At 59.9% G+C, this 13,941-nt stretch carries 16 protein-coding genes and 2 pseudogenes; 11 read left to right on the top strand and 7 right to left on the bottom strand.

Annotated elements, in window-relative coordinates; translation table 11 throughout:
* Positions 1 to 402 precede the first annotated feature (402 nt).
* Positions 403 to 654 (bottom strand): DUF6074 family protein, encoded by a 252-nt coding sequence (locus NKI22_RS21805; protein WP_023722593.1) that lies wholly within the window; start codon positions 652 to 654, stop codon positions 403 to 405.
* Positions 655 to 730: 76 nt separating this feature from the next.
* Between NKI22_RS21805 and NKI22_RS21800 the strand changes: the two are divergent.
* The 6 genes and pseudogenes from NKI22_RS21800 to NKI22_RS21775 form a co-directional block, all read left to right on the top strand.
* A pseudogene (locus tag NKI22_RS21800) lies at positions 731 to 928 on the top strand (transposase); the annotation flags it as partial.
* Between the two features lie 433 nt (positions 929 to 1,361).
* Positions 1,362 to 1,769, top strand: coding sequence for a hypothetical protein (locus NKI22_RS21795; protein WP_352958879.1), 408 nt, complete (start codon positions 1,362 to 1,364; stop codon positions 1,767 to 1,769).
* 313 nt (positions 1,770 to 2,082) lie between these two features.
* Positions 2,083 to 2,277, top strand: coding sequence for a hypothetical protein (locus NKI22_RS21790; RefSeq protein ID WP_352776793.1), 195 nt, complete (start codon positions 2,083 to 2,085; stop codon positions 2,275 to 2,277).
* A 157-nt stretch (positions 2,278 to 2,434) separates the two neighbouring features.
* Positions 2,435 to 2,662, top strand: coding sequence for a hypothetical protein (locus tag NKI22_RS21785; protein WP_352818989.1), 228 nt, complete (start codon positions 2,435 to 2,437; stop codon positions 2,660 to 2,662).
* A 271-nt stretch (positions 2,663 to 2,933) separates the two neighbouring features.
* Positions 2,934 to 3,152 carry a hypothetical protein gene (locus NKI22_RS21780; RefSeq protein ID WP_352818992.1) on the top strand — a complete coding sequence of 73 codons (219 nt, stop codon included), beginning with the start codon at positions 2,934 to 2,936 and terminating at the stop codon, positions 3,150 to 3,152.
* A gap of 375 nt (positions 3,153 to 3,527) precedes the next feature.
* A pseudogene (locus NKI22_RS21775) lies at positions 3,528 to 4,076 on the top strand (PHP domain-containing protein); the annotation flags it as partial.
* Between the two features lie 21 nt (positions 4,077 to 4,097).
* On the opposite strand, the gene NKI22_RS21770 reads toward NKI22_RS21775, so the two are convergent.
* The 5 genes from NKI22_RS21770 to NKI22_RS21750 all read right to left on the bottom strand — a co-directional run bounded on the left by NKI22_RS21770 (position 4,098) and on the right by NKI22_RS21750 (position 7,751).
* A complete protein-coding gene (locus NKI22_RS21770; protein ID WP_352958876.1) occupies positions 4,098 to 4,736 on the bottom strand; it encodes a hypothetical protein in 639 nt (212 codons plus the stop codon).
* Between the two features lie 523 nt (positions 4,737 to 5,259).
* Complete coding sequence (locus NKI22_RS21765) at positions 5,260 to 5,505, bottom strand: hypothetical protein (RefSeq protein WP_352479079.1); 246 nt, start codon at positions 5,503 to 5,505, stop codon at positions 5,260 to 5,262.
* Positions 5,506 to 5,588: 83 nt separating this feature from the next.
* Complete coding sequence (locus NKI22_RS21760) at positions 5,589 to 6,290, bottom strand: Crp/Fnr family transcriptional regulator (RefSeq protein WP_352958874.1); 702 nt, start codon at positions 6,288 to 6,290, stop codon at positions 5,589 to 5,591.
* 341 nt (positions 6,291 to 6,631) lie between these two features.
* The gene (locus NKI22_RS21755) at positions 6,632 to 6,844 is read right to left on the bottom strand and encodes a hypothetical protein (RefSeq protein ID WP_352571680.1); all 213 of its coding nucleotides are present in this window, start codon (positions 6,842 to 6,844) and stop codon (positions 6,632 to 6,634) included.
* 598 nt (positions 6,845 to 7,442) lie between these two features.
* Positions 7,443 to 7,751, bottom strand: coding sequence for a hypothetical protein (locus NKI22_RS21750; RefSeq protein ID WP_352958872.1), 309 nt, complete (start codon positions 7,749 to 7,751; stop codon positions 7,443 to 7,445).
* Between the two features lie 307 nt (positions 7,752 to 8,058).
* Between NKI22_RS21750 and NKI22_RS21745 the strand changes: the two genes are divergently transcribed.
* The gene (locus NKI22_RS21745; RefSeq protein WP_352958870.1) at positions 8,059 to 8,229 is read left to right on the top strand and encodes a hypothetical protein; all 171 of its coding nucleotides are present in this window, start codon (positions 8,059 to 8,061) and stop codon (positions 8,227 to 8,229) included.
* 491 nt (positions 8,230 to 8,720) lie between these two features.
* Here NKI22_RS21745 and NKI22_RS21740 read toward each other — a convergent pair whose 3' ends face one another.
* Complete coding sequence (locus NKI22_RS21740) at positions 8,721 to 8,939, bottom strand: KTSC domain-containing protein (RefSeq protein WP_023722567.1); 219 nt, start codon at positions 8,937 to 8,939, stop codon at positions 8,721 to 8,723.
* Between the two features lie 271 nt (positions 8,940 to 9,210).
* Between NKI22_RS21740 and NKI22_RS21735 the strand changes: the two genes are divergently transcribed.
* The 4 genes from NKI22_RS21735 to trbB all read left to right on the top strand — a co-directional run bounded on the left by NKI22_RS21735 (position 9,211) and on the right by trbB (position 13,941).
* Positions 9,211 to 9,444 carry a hypothetical protein gene (locus NKI22_RS21735; protein ID WP_352718503.1) on the top strand — a complete coding sequence of 78 codons (234 nt, stop codon included), beginning with the start codon at positions 9,211 to 9,213 and terminating at the stop codon, positions 9,442 to 9,444.
* Between the two features lie 970 nt (positions 9,445 to 10,414).
* A complete protein-coding gene (locus NKI22_RS21725; RefSeq protein ID WP_352895902.1) occupies positions 10,415 to 12,442 on the top strand; it encodes a conjugal transfer protein TraG in 2,028 nt (675 codons plus the stop codon).
* A 120-nt stretch (positions 12,443 to 12,562) separates the two neighbouring features.
* Positions 12,563 to 12,976, top strand: a complete 414-nt coding sequence (locus tag NKI22_RS21720) for a CopG family transcriptional regulator (protein ID WP_352704243.1) — start codon at positions 12,563 to 12,565, stop codon at positions 12,974 to 12,976.
* Positions 12,973 to 13,941, top strand: a complete 969-nt coding sequence (gene trbB, locus NKI22_RS21715; RefSeq protein ID WP_352958867.1) for a P-type conjugative transfer ATPase TrbB — start codon at positions 12,973 to 12,975, stop codon at positions 13,939 to 13,941. Before NKI22_RS21720 ends, trbB begins: the two co-directional genes overlap by 4 nt.

The raw sequence follows: 13,941 nt of genomic DNA, 5'->3' as shown, positions 1-13,941 counted from the left end.
GCCTGCGCACGCCCGAAATCCGCCCGCCGCAAGGCGGCCACGGCATAGTCTGCCGCTTCAAAGATCGACATCCGCTCAAGTCCGGACCGATGCACCAACGCCCTTCTAGGGGAGATTCTCTTTTGCCATCAGTCTCGCTCATTGGTACCTAGGCTGTGCAACGCGCAGGTAGCCACAATGGCAAAACGACCTAGCGCGCTTCAGCCCGTTCCCCCCAAAGCTTCCGAATAACCGGCTCGTACTCCGGCCTTGAACAGAATTGGCAGTCGGGCTGCCGCGGGCGCAGCGTTCGTCCCCGTGCGATTGGCAAGTCCATGGATCGATCGACCAATAGTTTGTGGTGGCTAAGCCTGCAAACGACCTGAGCATCTCAACTGCCATCAGTACGCCGGCCGGCCGATGCTATTGTGCAAGTTTCGCAGCACTGCGGGTGGCGATATCGCCCAAGACAGCATGAAGAAGCGTTCCAACTTCCTGTTCGGCGACCCCGGGTGCAATTCCTGATTCGGACAGTTGAACTAGAATTGCCTTGGCGGTGTTGCGCCAGAAGGCGTTCGCGTCCTCCCCGTTCTTGAACTCCAGGACCCGGGCGATCCCTTCGACCAACTTCCGCCGCCGATGCAGCGGAAACGCGCTTATGTTTGAATCACACATCGATCACCTCACCCTTTCAGTCGCGCGAATAAGCATTGGCGGGTGAGAAAATTTGGTTAACAGCGCTTTTTGGACAATGGACAGCAATGGAATAAAGCGTCTACCCAACAAGCCAAGAGGTGTGCCGCGTGTTGATGATCGGCGCGTGCTGAACGGCATCTTCTGAGTGCTGCGCTCCGGTGCTCCATGGCGCGACCTGCCTCAGAGCTATAGCCCGCGCACCACCTGTTGCAACCGCTTCGTCCGATGGCGAAAAGCAGGTGTGTGGCTGCGCAGTAACGAGTCTACGGCCTAAGGTTTGCGGAGCCTCACGCCGGCGCGGCTGCCGTTCTCCGGGATGAACTCGACGCCGGCGGCCTAGAGGGCGATGCGCAAGGCAGCAACGGTTCGCTCTTGTGTGGGGCTCTGTCGGGCCGCGACATCTACTTAATGTCTACTCTAGACAGTCGCCGCGACCATAACTTTGATAGCAAGTCAGGGTCGCGGGATGCCGAGCCGCTTGAAATACCGAGTTAGGTCCGGGTGCTCGCGATCGTCCTGCCTCAACCGCGCAAGCGCGTCATCATCGCCGGCGAGCGCCATAACCAAACCGCGAGCGCTTATTCTCCACGGAGCACCGGGCATTGTCTGGTTGTGAGGACGGTGCTTGATAACCAGCCGCCTGAGTGTGTCGTCGCTTACGTTGTAGTCGTGCCCTGAACAGATCAATGGCCCTCTGGACCGTGATCGCCTCTGCCCGTGGATGTAGAGCGGCCGAAGCCGTTCGCCTGTTTCCGGCGCTGTTTTTGACAGGGACCGCATTGCTCATTCGGCCAATCGCGCTTTTCTGCGGCCCGCCGTTTCGCCCGACATCAGGGAACGATATCGCCCCCCGTGTATTAGAACCTATGGACACATTGGAACCCCACGGCCACGGGATGGTGGCCGACCTTCTGACATCGGAAGTTGCCAACGCCAGGCAGCGCATCCACCGGACCGAGCTCGCGCTTCAACGCACTGAAGAAATGCTGGCCGAAAATCTCGCGCTGTGCAGCAGGACACGAACTGCGGTGGAGGCCGCAGACCGCTTGATGAAGATCGATCCCCCCAGCTTTGAACGACGTCGCGCGGGTTGAACTGGGCCGGCGTTTCATTTTCGCGGCCTTGCGGCACCGTCCCGCAAGAGCCTGCCCTATTGGCATCACAGCGTGAGCAAACATTGGACAGAAGCGTTCCAACGTTCACGATGTGCAACGCCGACGCCAGACCGACACGAATCTTCAGTTCAAAGAGCGAGGGTAATGCTGCGGCAAACGAAGGTGGCACGGGGGGTCTTCGCGCGAGCCGGTTATCCGATCTCCCGCTCAGAAATTTGTAGTAAATATTCCAACGTCCTTATGGAACCCATTCGTTGCGGGCGAGTTGCGGCTGATTGGGACGGAATTCCCGATGACAACCAGCAACAAAGCAGACCATCAGTCTGTCTCCGAAGCGTTTCGGAAACTGATCCGTTCCGAGGGCTATCGTCATAACGTACAAACGTTCTTAAATCTGGGGGTCGAACCAGAACTGCCGCCAACCCTACAGTCATTACTTGCGGCTATTGATCGGGCCAAACAGGGGCCGACGGAAGAAGTCCCTTAGCGGGCCGGCTGGGCGTCAGGTCCAAAGAGTATAGAGGCTCGCCTCGTGGCTTGTCCCTCCGAGTCCCACTCAGAAGTCTATCAAACATTCTTCTTGATTTTACCCGGCAGGATCATGAATGTTCCGCGTGGGTTCTCGCTGAGGTGGGAGGCTTGGTATGAACGTTTGGACAAACTGCCGACCCCGCAAAGTGACTGCACATGAGCTTGTTGAAGAGCTGATCTTACAAGCCCGTCGCGGCCAAATCATCTCCGTCAAAGAGACCATCGCAGCGGTGCGCCGAGACGGGCCGCATCTGATGGAAAGTGACTGCGAGCTGGTCGCTCTTATTGTCGAGATTGCCCCAGCCTTTGGCCTGTTTGTCGGGTTCGATCTTCGCGAATAGCCGCATGGCTCTCCACTGGTTCTCCCCTCAGTCTACGGCAGGACCGACAGCACCTAGGTTATGGACGAAAGGTGGATCGAAGCGCGCTCTATAGGTCGAGAGGGGGTCTTCGCGCGAGCCAATTATCCGATCACCCGATCAGAAACTCTAGCTAAAAAAATTGCTGACTGTTGCGGCCGGCACCGTGCCAATTTGTACGATTCGTACATGGCGTTGATGTCGGTCAGGAAGTGAGTAGATTCCCTTTCGGCGTGTCCCTGGGGAGGGCTGGATGAGCGTCGCGCAAAGGGTCGGTCCGCTTCTAGAGCAAGCAATCACTGTACTCCTCAACAGGGCGGACCGTCGCGACACGGTCTCGATAAAAGCGGCGCTACGCGAAGCGCGGGAGGCTGCGCCTTATTTGGTGGCCTCCGACGAAGAACTAACCGAGGCGATCGTCGAGGCAGCAACTGCCATGGGCCTCTGCGTGGCTTTCGACTGTGGCGAGTAGCTGTCAGCCAACTTCAGTCACTGTGGCATCGCAACAAAGCGCGCCGTCCTGCGCTATTTTCCCATTTTCAACAGTTAGAGGTAATCCGCAATTACCTTCGCAACCTGCTGCCTGTAGAACGGGAGCTGCCGGCTGAACGAAGGTATTTGCTGGAGGAACTTGATAAGGTCGACAAAGAGTGACCGCATGGCCCGCCACTGGTTCAACCCTCCGGTCCCGGTCAAGACCGAGCGTCCCGGGATCATCCGCAACGTCAACAACGCCGAGGCAGCCGGGGAGGAGCTGATGAAGGGGACCAAACGTGGCCTTGCTCGGACCTCGCGATGCGTGTTTGCATCGCCGTACCCATCCGGTGAAGCCTTCACCGGATGGGTACAACAGCACCGCGAAGCTGACCGGCTGAACAAGGCATACAATGGAAAATTTCGCATACTGAAGGGCATCGAGGCGGACATCCTGGCAGATGGCTCGCTCGATTACCCGAATCATATCTTGGAGCAGTTCGATTTCGTCGTCGCGAGCGTGCACAGCCGCTTCAAGTTGCCCAAGAAGGAACAGACGGAGCGTATCATTGAGGCGATCGCAATCATCGGGCACATGACCGGTCGCCAGCTGTTGCGCCGGCCCGGTTATGATCTCGACGTCGACAAAGTCCTCAAAGCGTGTGCGAAACACGGCGTCGCTGTCGAAATCAACGCACATCCGTGGCGACTCGACCTCGACTGGCGCTGGCATCAAAAGGCACTCGATCAGGGCTGCATCTTCAGCATCAATCCGGACGCTCATTCGATTCGCGAGCTCGACCACATGCATTGGGGTGTCGAGATGGCGCGCAAGGGCGGTGTCCCTGCGAAGCGGGTCCTGAACGCGATGCGTTTGACGGCCCTCCTTGCGCATCTCGCACGGCGCAGGCAAACGTTTTAACCTGCCTGTGCGCCCGGCCTGTCAGCGCAGGAGTCCGTCATTCTCAAAATCTTCCCAGCCGCGCAAACTGGAGTGCGAGTTCTCATCGGGGCCATGGCCAGCTGAAGCTGCAGTTCCGCGACCGCTTCTTTGAGCACGTTTCATAGCGGCCTTCCCCGCGGCTCGCCGCCTATTGTCTGCAGCTGTCGCTGCGTCCTGTTCGCGCCAGACCGTAACCAGGTCGCGGTCAAGCACATCCTCCACGTGCTGCGGGTCGAACACGTGAAAGGTGATGTTCCTTGCCCGCCCGCGGAGTTTCACCGTTTTCGTCCCGGCGCTCTGCAAGCGACCATCTTTCAACCAGCGGTGCCGTTCGGCCGTCGAGATCGTCAGAATGTCCTCGATTTCACGGGGGATTACGGGCAGGTCTTCGATATTATGCAGTGCTTTGGATACGATCCCGAATACCACCTGCACATCATTCTCGGCGCCCTCAGACAGGCGCAGGGTAAGCACGCGGGACTCGATATTGAGCAGTTTCCTGAACTCCGTTGGAAGGCGGGCGCGTATTTCGAGAAAAATACCCCTCGCTCTGACGGACGATCCAAACGTTGCAGCTGGGGTTAAAGGCCACTCTCCAATCAGCTTCGCTGTTGCATTGATTTTTCGGCGCGTGGACATGCCCCTTTATATAGGTCACCGATTGTCGGCAGCGATGAGCCGATCGCAAAGCCAACATGAGTTCTAATCCGCCAGCGGTCTGAACCACGATGCCCTAAAGGCGCAACCACGATTGTTAGCGGGGCCGCTTGCAACTCCGGCTAACAGGAAGCGGCCGAGTTGATCTCGAAGTGCGATATCAGGCGCGTTGCCGCCTGGCGGCTGTACGTGGGCCACAACCTGACCGTCCGTGATTGGGAGCCACATGGCTAATGCGGCTGTTCCGCTATTGAGCCTCGACATGCGTTTTCGGGACCCACCCCGTCGGATTCAATCGTGAATCCCGCATCGATCGCGCTTCGCGCAATGAGATCGCCAAGTTGCCAGTCCGTGAGTTCGCAAAAGGGAAGCATTCTCCTCACGGTGTGGCTAACCTCGGATATCGAAATGCTCGGGCTGCCGATGTTGTCGATCAGGTGGCGGACAATCGCTTGGCGAACGTCCGATAAGGTAGGCGTCTGCGCGAGCGCAGGCATCACCGGCCCTATGAATGGAGCCGTGGTTCTGCGGCCACGGCTGTTTTTAAGTCGAAAGCGACTGGCACACCGTGAATAATGGATGCTGCCGCCAAGAGCTCCTCCAGCTCGCGGTCGGTGGCCCTGCATGCGGGCATGAGTGTTCGGATGGCGCGGATTGCCTGTGCTATCGAAAGGAAGTGAGCCTTGCCTCTGGAGAGAACATAGGCTTCGGCGGCTCTTTCAACCGTGACTGTGTCAAAAGTGGTGGTCATCGAGAATTCCTCCCTGAACCCTGACCCACACGATTTACGGCACGAATTCGGTAGCTTGCAAGGGTTTGTCTGATTTAGGACAGTTAGGCGGAGGCTAGGCCGAAGTGACTTTGCTCCTCCTCCCCGTAAGCACCATGCGTGAGTCGTATCATTCCAACGCGGTCGATAATCGTGATCTCGCCGCGCTTGGCGTGAACCAGCTCCCGATATTCAAGCATTTGGAGGGCCGTGGTAACGCCGGGGCGCTGGGCACCAAGCATTGTCGCCAGGAATTCATGCGTCAGGTAGATCTTATTTCCTTCGACGCGGTCTTGGACCATCAGCAACCAGCGGGCCAAGCGCTCCTCGATTTTGGAGTGGCCGTTGACCAGTGCCGTCCGGGACGACTGGATGAGGAACGCGTGGGCATAGCGAAGCAGTGACTCGCGAAGGGATTGGCTATCCGCAATCGCAGAGCGAAGAGCTTCAACCGGGAGGATCCAGCCATTACCTGCGACTTGGATATAGGTTTCATTGGGCGACTTGTCCTGGCCGAGAATAACGGCAACTCCTGTCATGCCGTCGTGGCCGACGATGCCGACCTCGCTTTGCCGCCCTCCGGTCATCGTAGCGACCACCGACGCGATGCCCATCTCTGGAAAATACACACGCTCGATCGGCTGATAAGAGACTTCCAGCTGGTCTTTGATGTTGAGTTCGACGTGATGCAGTGATGGCCTCAAAAGCGCGAAATCCTCCGAGGAGAGGGTTTTCAATACATGGTTGCGAAGAAGGGATTGGGGCATGGCTCTCTCTCCCATGCGGGCAAGAGCACGTACCTCTTACTGTCGGCTGCGTCCGACGCGCTGGCGGCCGATGTGGGAAGCATAGCCTTCAAATGTGCGGTTGGCAAAGAGTCCGTGCCTGGCGACAATGACATCGTCATCCCCCAAGACCACGATGCATCGCCACTTCGGGAGGAGGAGTAATTTCGTCCTCTGCCCGGCGTGCGGCCAAGCGTTCGACATCAGGTGTATGGCAGAGGCGCTTCATCACAACGAGCTAGGCACGAGCCATACGACCTCGACTCGTAGTCGGCAGTGATCGACGACCGTCGATGAGCGTTTGGAGATGTCCCTTCAGGCCTCTATACGAGCCGGGTCGAGACCAGCACCGAGGGTAAGCTCTCGCTCATCTGGCCGGTCGCGTTGCCGACCGATCGGCCTGACGAATCCCTGTCGCGAGGGCGGATCTTCGCCGGCACGCTATGTCTTGACGATACCTTGCGGGCTTTCAGCAACGACTTGATGCCGTTGTGGTCGTCGTCGATGCGGCCGCGGCCGACCGAAAGCTTCGACAACGTATGCACCGCATGCGACAGTTGTTGTTCATCCAGGGCGACGGCGCCTACTCCACCGCAACTATGTCGCCCAGTTCTGTCACGACGCTCCGAAGCAGACCTGCTCCCGGCATCGGGTGCCGGGACCAACATGTGATCTCCATAATGCGTAAGAGCCGGAGGCCCATCGCCGGCGACAAGGCGCTCATTGCAGAGAAAGGTTAGCGATCGATCGGATGCCCGCGTGCCTTCACGCGCAATGTTGCTGGGCGCCTCCTTCGACAGCGCGCTCATGCGACACGTCCTGGCCGCGGGCGCCGCCTGTTGCCGAGAGCGACGATCGCGAATGCGCGAACGGCTGGACGGCAGGTGAAGCGGGGTCGCGATAGGCGCACATCAGACTTGCTTCACCGGTAGTCCGAAGACGCCAGCGACGCTATCTGACCGAAAGCAAACAGAAGCTGGGCGTGCCCCACTGAAAGCACAAGCAAGCGCAAACGTTCCTGGACTGATGCTCGGCTGGCGGCAACTTGCTCGCCAGCCGAGTTTATCTTAGCCGGTGGTCGGGGGAGACCAGCCAGCCACACACTGGTGATTCCAACGTGGGCCGATGTGCCAATCAGCAACCTTCGTCGGTCTTTTTCACCTGGCCTGGCGCGGCGGTGTTGGCTGCCGTGTCCTGCTGACCTGGCGCCGCCTGCTGAGCGCTGCCAGTCTGCTGGCCGGGCGCGCAGTCTCTGGCCGAGTTCGGATTTGTGGTGCCGCTGGTGGTGGTCGTGCCGGTGCCCTGATCCGTCGTGCTGGGCATGGTTGTCGTGGTCGAGGTTCCGCTGGTCGAGGTTCCGCTCGAAGTTCCACTGGTCGTCTGGGCAAAGGAAAGCCCGGCCGACAGCGCCAGCACGGCCGAAGCCAAAAGGATGCGTTTCATCTTCCTTCTCCTGTCTGAATGCGCGGGATGCGCCTGGCAAATCGAACAGGCAGACAGAAGGAGTGTTCCCCGATGAAGTTCAACTTTTGTAACTCTGGTCGTAGGTCAGCCTTAGGATGGCTGGCGTATATTAGAAGCCTCTTGAAGAAGACACTGCCCGCACCAGAATCCATGGCATGGCTCGGGGAATAGGCATTGGTGACCAAGTGGCGATTACTGCCAGGGTCTGACGCGGGTAACAGAGGACCGCGTAAGGGTCTCGATCCCAGGTTACGAGTTCCCACATTCCATCATCGATCACACCAAGGTGAACCGAGGCCAGCAAATCGACCTGAAAGGCGAGGTCACGCGCATCGACGAGGACACCGTGACGATCGACCTCGGGCCATTGGTCCCGGTCGACCGTGACAAGGTCCGGCTAATGGAGAAATATCGGCCGCCAAAACGACGAAAGGCACTTGTCGTTGCCCCGGATTAGAACCGACAACATCGCGACAGGCTATGAGGGCAGGCCGCATGACGAGCCGGTAGAGGACGAGTCGAAGCACTTGGTCTACTGCCCAGTCTGCGGCCAAACGTTCGACGCGCGCGATCTTGGACAGGTGTTCCACCACGCTGAGCCGCAGCACGAGCCGCTTCCGGTCGAGCAATAGTCCAGCTAGTTGAGCTCCGGCGGCAGACCGACGTTGAGACCCTTCAGCGCACCACCGACGTACGTTGGATGAGAAAAGGGTGCTGCGTGCACCGCGCCTTCCCCGCGCGCCGATGTTCCACCTGGGCCGCAAAAAAGTCCCGCCGCACTGCCAGAACGGCGGGACCGATCAAACGCTTTGCACCAGGCGGGGGGATGCGGGGGGTTGGGCTTGCCAAGTGAGCGCGGACCGTAACTAACCCTAAGCGCAACGGCGGCAACGCGTCCACCAACCGCCGGTTGGAGCGACAGGACGATTGAGCCGCCGGCAGGTCAGGTCATCCCGGGTCGCTATCGCTCGCAACCAGACGGTAGCGGAAATTGTTGCGGATGTGGTCGTTGAAATAGCGGCCCTTGGCGAACGCGGCCCGGAACGCGGCAAAGGTTTCCGGCGGTACCCCCTCAAACTCGTACCGTTTACCGCTGGCGACGAACCACACCGAGAGGGTCCTTCTATCCAGATCATATTCCATCTTGCGGATCGAAGTAGATGGCATGAGTACCACAGGCCGAGGCCCGCGCCTTTGCCGGGAGCGCGGGCCGATCGGGATACCGATCTGCAGCAATACCTGGAGGGGAGGGTTCGCTGCGTGCACCGAACTTTCGCGGCGGTCCCGTGTTCCATCGAGATACACAAAAAGCTAGCTGCACCTTTCGGCATCACGCGGACGTCGGATTTCTGAGAAAGCGCGAGCGTCAATACTAACTTCTGGTGATGGAATCTTCCCGTGAGATAGGCACGTTCCAGGGCGAAAGGAGTGCCCCGCCATGACCGTCCTCGCCTACAACCTTGCCAATGACGTCAAAGGATTATGGAGGGTCGTCTTCGTGCCGGACGAACTGCATTTGTATGTGGAATTCAGCCAGCCAGACGCCGACACAAACCCGGCTGATTGGATGAGCGTTGATGATTTCCTTGCATGGCGGCCGAAAGGCGCACTCCACGAGCGAGCGCGCGACAGCTTGGTTTCGCTCATTTGCAAGGCGCTGACAGGGCGATGAGACACGGGAAACCCGCACCGAGATCGAGTGCGAGCGCCGCGAGTGGGCCTAGGGCCCCACAGGCCAGTGCGACCCCGCCGCCGGCAAACCGCGGCGGGCGAGTGCCTCGGGGACACGATGGTAGATTGCTAATGCGTTCGCGCGTGTGGCCTTAAGTCGCAAACTATTGGCTTCAGAAGCAGGGCGTAGGGCTTCATTGATGGTGCTACCAACACCATATGGTGATCCATAGCCCTCAAAACGAGAGAAGCTCGTCCCGACGGGTCGCACTGCGGCCGTCAGCTGGTAATTGCTACGAACTAGGAAACCATCATGCCTGAAAATATCAGACCAACTTCGAGAGACGTCCCCCTCATTCAGCTAGGCCTCTATCAGTGCCGCTTCCCGGTAAGCGAAGACGCTTCTGTACCTGGCGGTTATCGTTTTTGTGCTGGGCCAACTTCGCCGGATCGCGTCTACTGCGATCACCACCACAACATTGTGACCGCCGTGGACCCTCGTCGAGCCCGTTCGGGTCTTCACCTCGCTCAACGACGCGCCGCGTAAGCCTGACTGGCGGCGGCCTCCCGGCCAGGCGCTATCCGCTCCAAGCCCTTGGCTACGACGTTGCCGTCGGCGGTCTGGCCCATCCTGCCTTATGCCGTCTTCGCCGATTTATCCCCCGTCGCCCGATTGAGAACGACGACTTCTCGCCGAGCCTTTCAGCTCGCTACTCGCACAAACGCGTCGGCTCCAAAGGTTTGTCTGTCAGCACATCTTCAATGTGCCCGCGCCTGAAGCCCCAACATCTTCTGCGACCAAACCGCGTACCTGGCACCGCCGATCGGTTGCTGCGGCGGATTTTCGCTGTTCGCAGCTGAACAATGCCTATCAACCTTGTCATCGCACCTAGTCGCACGTAGCGGCCGTTCGAATTCTCATCGCTCGGCGCGATGTTTGGTCCGTCTGGCCAGAAGAGCGGAGCAAGCCATTGACACCCACGAAGTTGCTGATTGGGCAGATCGTTGTCGTATTCGCAATTGTCATTCTTGGCGTGTGGACTGCAACCCAATGGTGCGCCCACATGCTCTCCTATCAGCCGCCACTCGGCGCGCCATGGTTTGTGACAGTCGGCTGGCCGATCTACCAGCCGTGGAAACTGTTCGAATGGTGGTTCCAATTTGACGCCTATGCGCCTGAAGTCTTCGACAAGGCTGGCATACTTGCCGGAGCCAGCGGGTTCCTGGGCTGTGCCGCCGCGATAGCTGGGTCCCTCTGGCGCGCACGGCAGCGGGGGTTGGTCACCACCTATGGGTCCTCACGATGGGCCATGAAGCTGGAAATCGAGAAGGCGGGGCTGTTTCAGCCGGCCGGCGTTTTCCTTGGCGGACTGAATTATCGCTATCTGCGCCATGACGGACCAGAACACATCATGGCCTTTGCGCCGACACGTTCGGGCAAGGGCGTCGGACTCGTTGTTCCAACCCTTCTTTCCTGGACCGGCTCGGCCGTCATTCACGACATCAAAGGCGAGAACTGGCAGCTGACCTCTGGCTGGAGGTCGAAGTTCTCGCACTGTCTCTTGTTCAATCCGACCGATCCGAGATCGGCGCGGTACAACCCGCTGCTGGAAGTGCGCAAAGGTCCAGATGAGGTCCGCGACGTTCAGAACATCGCCGACATTCTCGTCGATCCGGAAGGCGCGCTGGAGCGGCGGAACCATTGGGAGAAGACCAGTCATTCACTCCTAGTTGGCGCCATCTTGCACGTGCTCTACGCCGAAGAGGAAAAGACACTCGCCCGTGTCGCCACCTTCCTGTCGGACCCGCAACGCTCATTCGCTGCGACACTGCAGCGGATGATGACCACAAACCACCTCGGCACGGTGGACAAGCCCCAGGTCCATCCGGTCGTGGCCTCGGCGGCTCGTGAGGTGCTGAACAAGTCAGAGAACGAGCGCTCAGGCGTTCTCTCGACCGCCATGTCGTTTCTCGGGCTCTATCGTGATCCAACGGTGGCCGCGGCAACATCGGCCTGCGACTGGCGCATTGCCGACCTTGTGGATGCCGAGCGACCGATGTCGCTGTATCTGGTCGTGCCGCCGTCGGATATCTCGCGCACTAAGCCCCTGGTGCGATTGGTGCTCAATCAAATCGGCCGGCGGCTGACCGAGCGCCTGGAGGGCGATCCAAAGAAGAGCCGCAAGCATCAGCTCCTGATGATGCTGGATGAATTTCCGGCGCTCGGTCGGCTCGACTTCTTCGAGACTGCGCTCGCCTTCATGGCAGGCTACGGCATCCGCGCTTATCTGATAGCGCAATCGTTGAACCAAATCTCCAAGGCCTATGGCGAGAACAACGCCATTCTCGACAATTGCCATGTGCGGATTGCCTTTTCCTCAAATGACGAGCGCACGGCCAAACGCATCTCGGACGCGCTCGGTACCGCGACGGAACTCAGATCGATGCGCAACTATGCCGGCCATCGGTTGGCGCCCTGGTTGTCCCACGTCATGGTAAGCCGCCAAGAGACTGCTCGCCCCCTGCTGACCCCGGGTGAGGTGATGCAGTTGCCGCAGGCTGACGAACTAATCCTGGTTTCGGGATTGCCGCCGATTCGCGCCAAGAAGTTGCGTTATTACCAGGATCCGAATTTCACGGAGCGAGTGCTGCCTTCGCCGGTGCTGCGCGACGGTGCCTACGCGGATCGGCCCACGTCGCGCCCGGACGATTGGAGCGGACAGGTGCGCGGCGTGGATCGGCGTCTTGCTGGCGATGACGACAGTGCCGGCGCGGCAATCGAAGACGGAGGTGTCCAGCAGCAGCGCCATCCGGGCCTGCGCGAAGAACGGACCCTCGTCGTCCAGGAGCCTGATCAGGGCGATCTGTTCACGCCCGCAGACGATGACTGCGAGACGCTCGCCGACAAGCGCGTCATGGATCGGATTTCCACCGCCGCACGTGCGTACGGCCTCAACGAGGGAATGGGCGACGACAAGGACATCGTGCCCGGCTTCTGAACGGCGCGCCATACGCGGGCGCATCTCAGCGTAGATAACGGCAGTAAGCGATTTCGAGGATCTCGACGATGCTCGTTCTCGTCGCCGGTGCATCAGCGCCGGTCAGAGGGAACGAGCAGCATGAAGCCCCACCGCATTCGTCACCAGTTTTTGCTTGAACCCGAGTTGAGCGAGAAGCTGGAGAACCTCAGCCGCAATCCATCGACCACCAAATCGGCCATTGTGGCGCACGCGGTCGAGACCTTTATCGAGCAGCGTGGGGAGAATGAACTCGACCAGCGCTACGGCAAGAGGCTCGACCGTCTTTCCCGCGACCTCGGACATGTCAGGCGCGATGTCGAGATGATCCTGGAGAGCCTGGCGCTCTTCATCCGCTTTTCGATCACGCTTCATGCTCACACGCCGGTGCCGGACAGGGCCACGCAAGCGATTGCCCAGGAGCGCTTCGACAAATTCGTTGAACAGGTCGGCCGCCAAATCGCTTCCGGGAAACGGTCACTTGGCACCGACGATCGCAGGGGAGGGGAAGGATGAGTTCTCATCCGGAAGCCGACCATCGCCGCCGCGTCATGCTGCGCACCGCCATGGGTCCGGCGATCACCGAAGCCCTTGCCGATCCGACCGTCATTGAGGTGATGGTCAATCCCGACGGTGCGCTGCGGCTCGACCGGTTGGGTGAAGGCCGGGTCGACACCGGCGTGCACATGCATCCTTCTGAGGCCGAACGCATCATCCGCCTGGTCGCCTCCCACGTGCGCGCCGAGGCGCATGCTGACAATCCGATTGTCAGCGCCGAATTGCCATCGGGCGAGCGCTTCGAGGGTCTGCTGCCGCCTGTCGTGCTGGGGCCATGCTTCGCCATCCGAAAGCCTGCGGCGAAACTCTACACGTTGGCCGACTATGTCGCCGACCGGGTCATGCTGCCGCTGCAGGCCGATGCGCTGAAGAAGGCGGTCCGCGAGCGGCGCAACATCCTGGTCGCCGGCGGCACGTCGTCGGGCAAGACAACACTTGCCAATGCGCTGCTGGCACAAGCCGCCGATTGCGACGAGCGGGTGATCCTGATCGAGGACACACGCGAACTGCAATGCGCGGCGAAGGATTGCGTTGCCTTGAGGACGAGGCGGGGGGCGGTCACGCTCGCCGATCTCGTGCGCTCGACCCTGCGGCTCAGACCCGACCGCATCATCGTGGGCGAAGTCAGGGGCGCGGAAGCCCTGGACATGCTGAAGGCATGGAACACCGGGCATCCCGGCGGCATCGCGACGGTTCACGCCAATTCGGCGCGCTCCGCTCTCTACCGTATCGAGCTGCTCGCCCAGGAAGCCGTCGTCACCGTTCCCCGCCGCCTCATCGCTGATGCGGTAGATCTGATCGTCTTCATCGCTGGGCGCGGATCCTCGCGCCGCATTGACGCGATCGCTGAGGTCACCGGTCTCGACAGCAGCGGTGATTACGCCGTCAGCCCGCTCACACTTCCGCAACTCCAGCAGTTTTGA

The sequence above is a fragment of the Mesorhizobium sp. M0778 genome, from assembly GCF_040320105.1.
GTDB lineage: Bacteria > Pseudomonadota > Alphaproteobacteria > Rhizobiales > Rhizobiaceae > Mesorhizobium.
This window is presented reverse-complemented; position numbering and strand designations above follow the sequence as displayed.

What these genes read in the sequence shown, in the direction of transcription:
- NKI22_RS21720 (WP_352704243.1), top strand. Translation starts at nt 12,563, where the DNA reads ATGAAGCCCCACCGCATTCGTCACCAGTTTTTGCTTGAACCCGAGTTG.
- NKI22_RS21785 (WP_352818989.1), top strand. Translation starts at nt 2,435, where the DNA reads ATGAACGTTTGGACAAACTGCCGACCCCGCAAAGTGACTGCACATGAG.
- NKI22_RS21805 (WP_023722593.1), bottom strand. Translation starts at nt 654, where the DNA reads ATGTGTGATTCAAACATAAGCGCGTTTCCGCTGCATCGGCGGCGGAAG.
- NKI22_RS21740 (WP_023722567.1), bottom strand. Translation starts at nt 8,939, where the DNA reads ATGCCATCTACTTCGATCCGCAAGATGGAATATGATCTGGATAGAAGG.
- NKI22_RS21790 (WP_352776793.1), top strand. Translation starts at nt 2,083, where the DNA reads ATGACAACCAGCAACAAAGCAGACCATCAGTCTGTCTCCGAAGCGTTT.
- NKI22_RS21750 (WP_352958872.1), bottom strand. Translation starts at nt 7,751, where the DNA reads ATGAAACGCATCCTTTTGGCTTCGGCCGTGCTGGCGCTGTCGGCCGGG.
- NKI22_RS21760 (WP_352958874.1), bottom strand. Translation starts at nt 6,290, where the DNA reads ATGCCCCAATCCCTTCTTCGCAACCATGTATTGAAAACCCTCTCCTCG.
- NKI22_RS21795 (WP_352958879.1), top strand. Translation starts at nt 1,362, where the DNA reads ATGGCCCTCTGGACCGTGATCGCCTCTGCCCGTGGATGTAGAGCGGCC.
- NKI22_RS21780 (WP_352818992.1), top strand. Translation starts at nt 2,934, where the DNA reads ATGAGCGTCGCGCAAAGGGTCGGTCCGCTTCTAGAGCAAGCAATCACT.
- trbB (WP_352958867.1), top strand. Translation starts at nt 12,973, where the DNA reads ATGAGTTCTCATCCGGAAGCCGACCATCGCCGCCGCGTCATGCTGCGC.
- NKI22_RS21770 (WP_352958876.1), bottom strand. Translation starts at nt 4,736, where the DNA reads ATGTCCACGCGCCGAAAAATCAATGCAACAGCGAAGCTGATTGGAGAG.
- NKI22_RS21735 (WP_352718503.1), top strand. Translation starts at nt 9,211, where the DNA reads ATGACCGTCCTCGCCTACAACCTTGCCAATGACGTCAAAGGATTATGG.
- NKI22_RS21765 (WP_352479079.1), bottom strand. Translation starts at nt 5,505, where the DNA reads ATGACCACCACTTTTGACACAGTCACGGTTGAAAGAGCCGCCGAAGCC.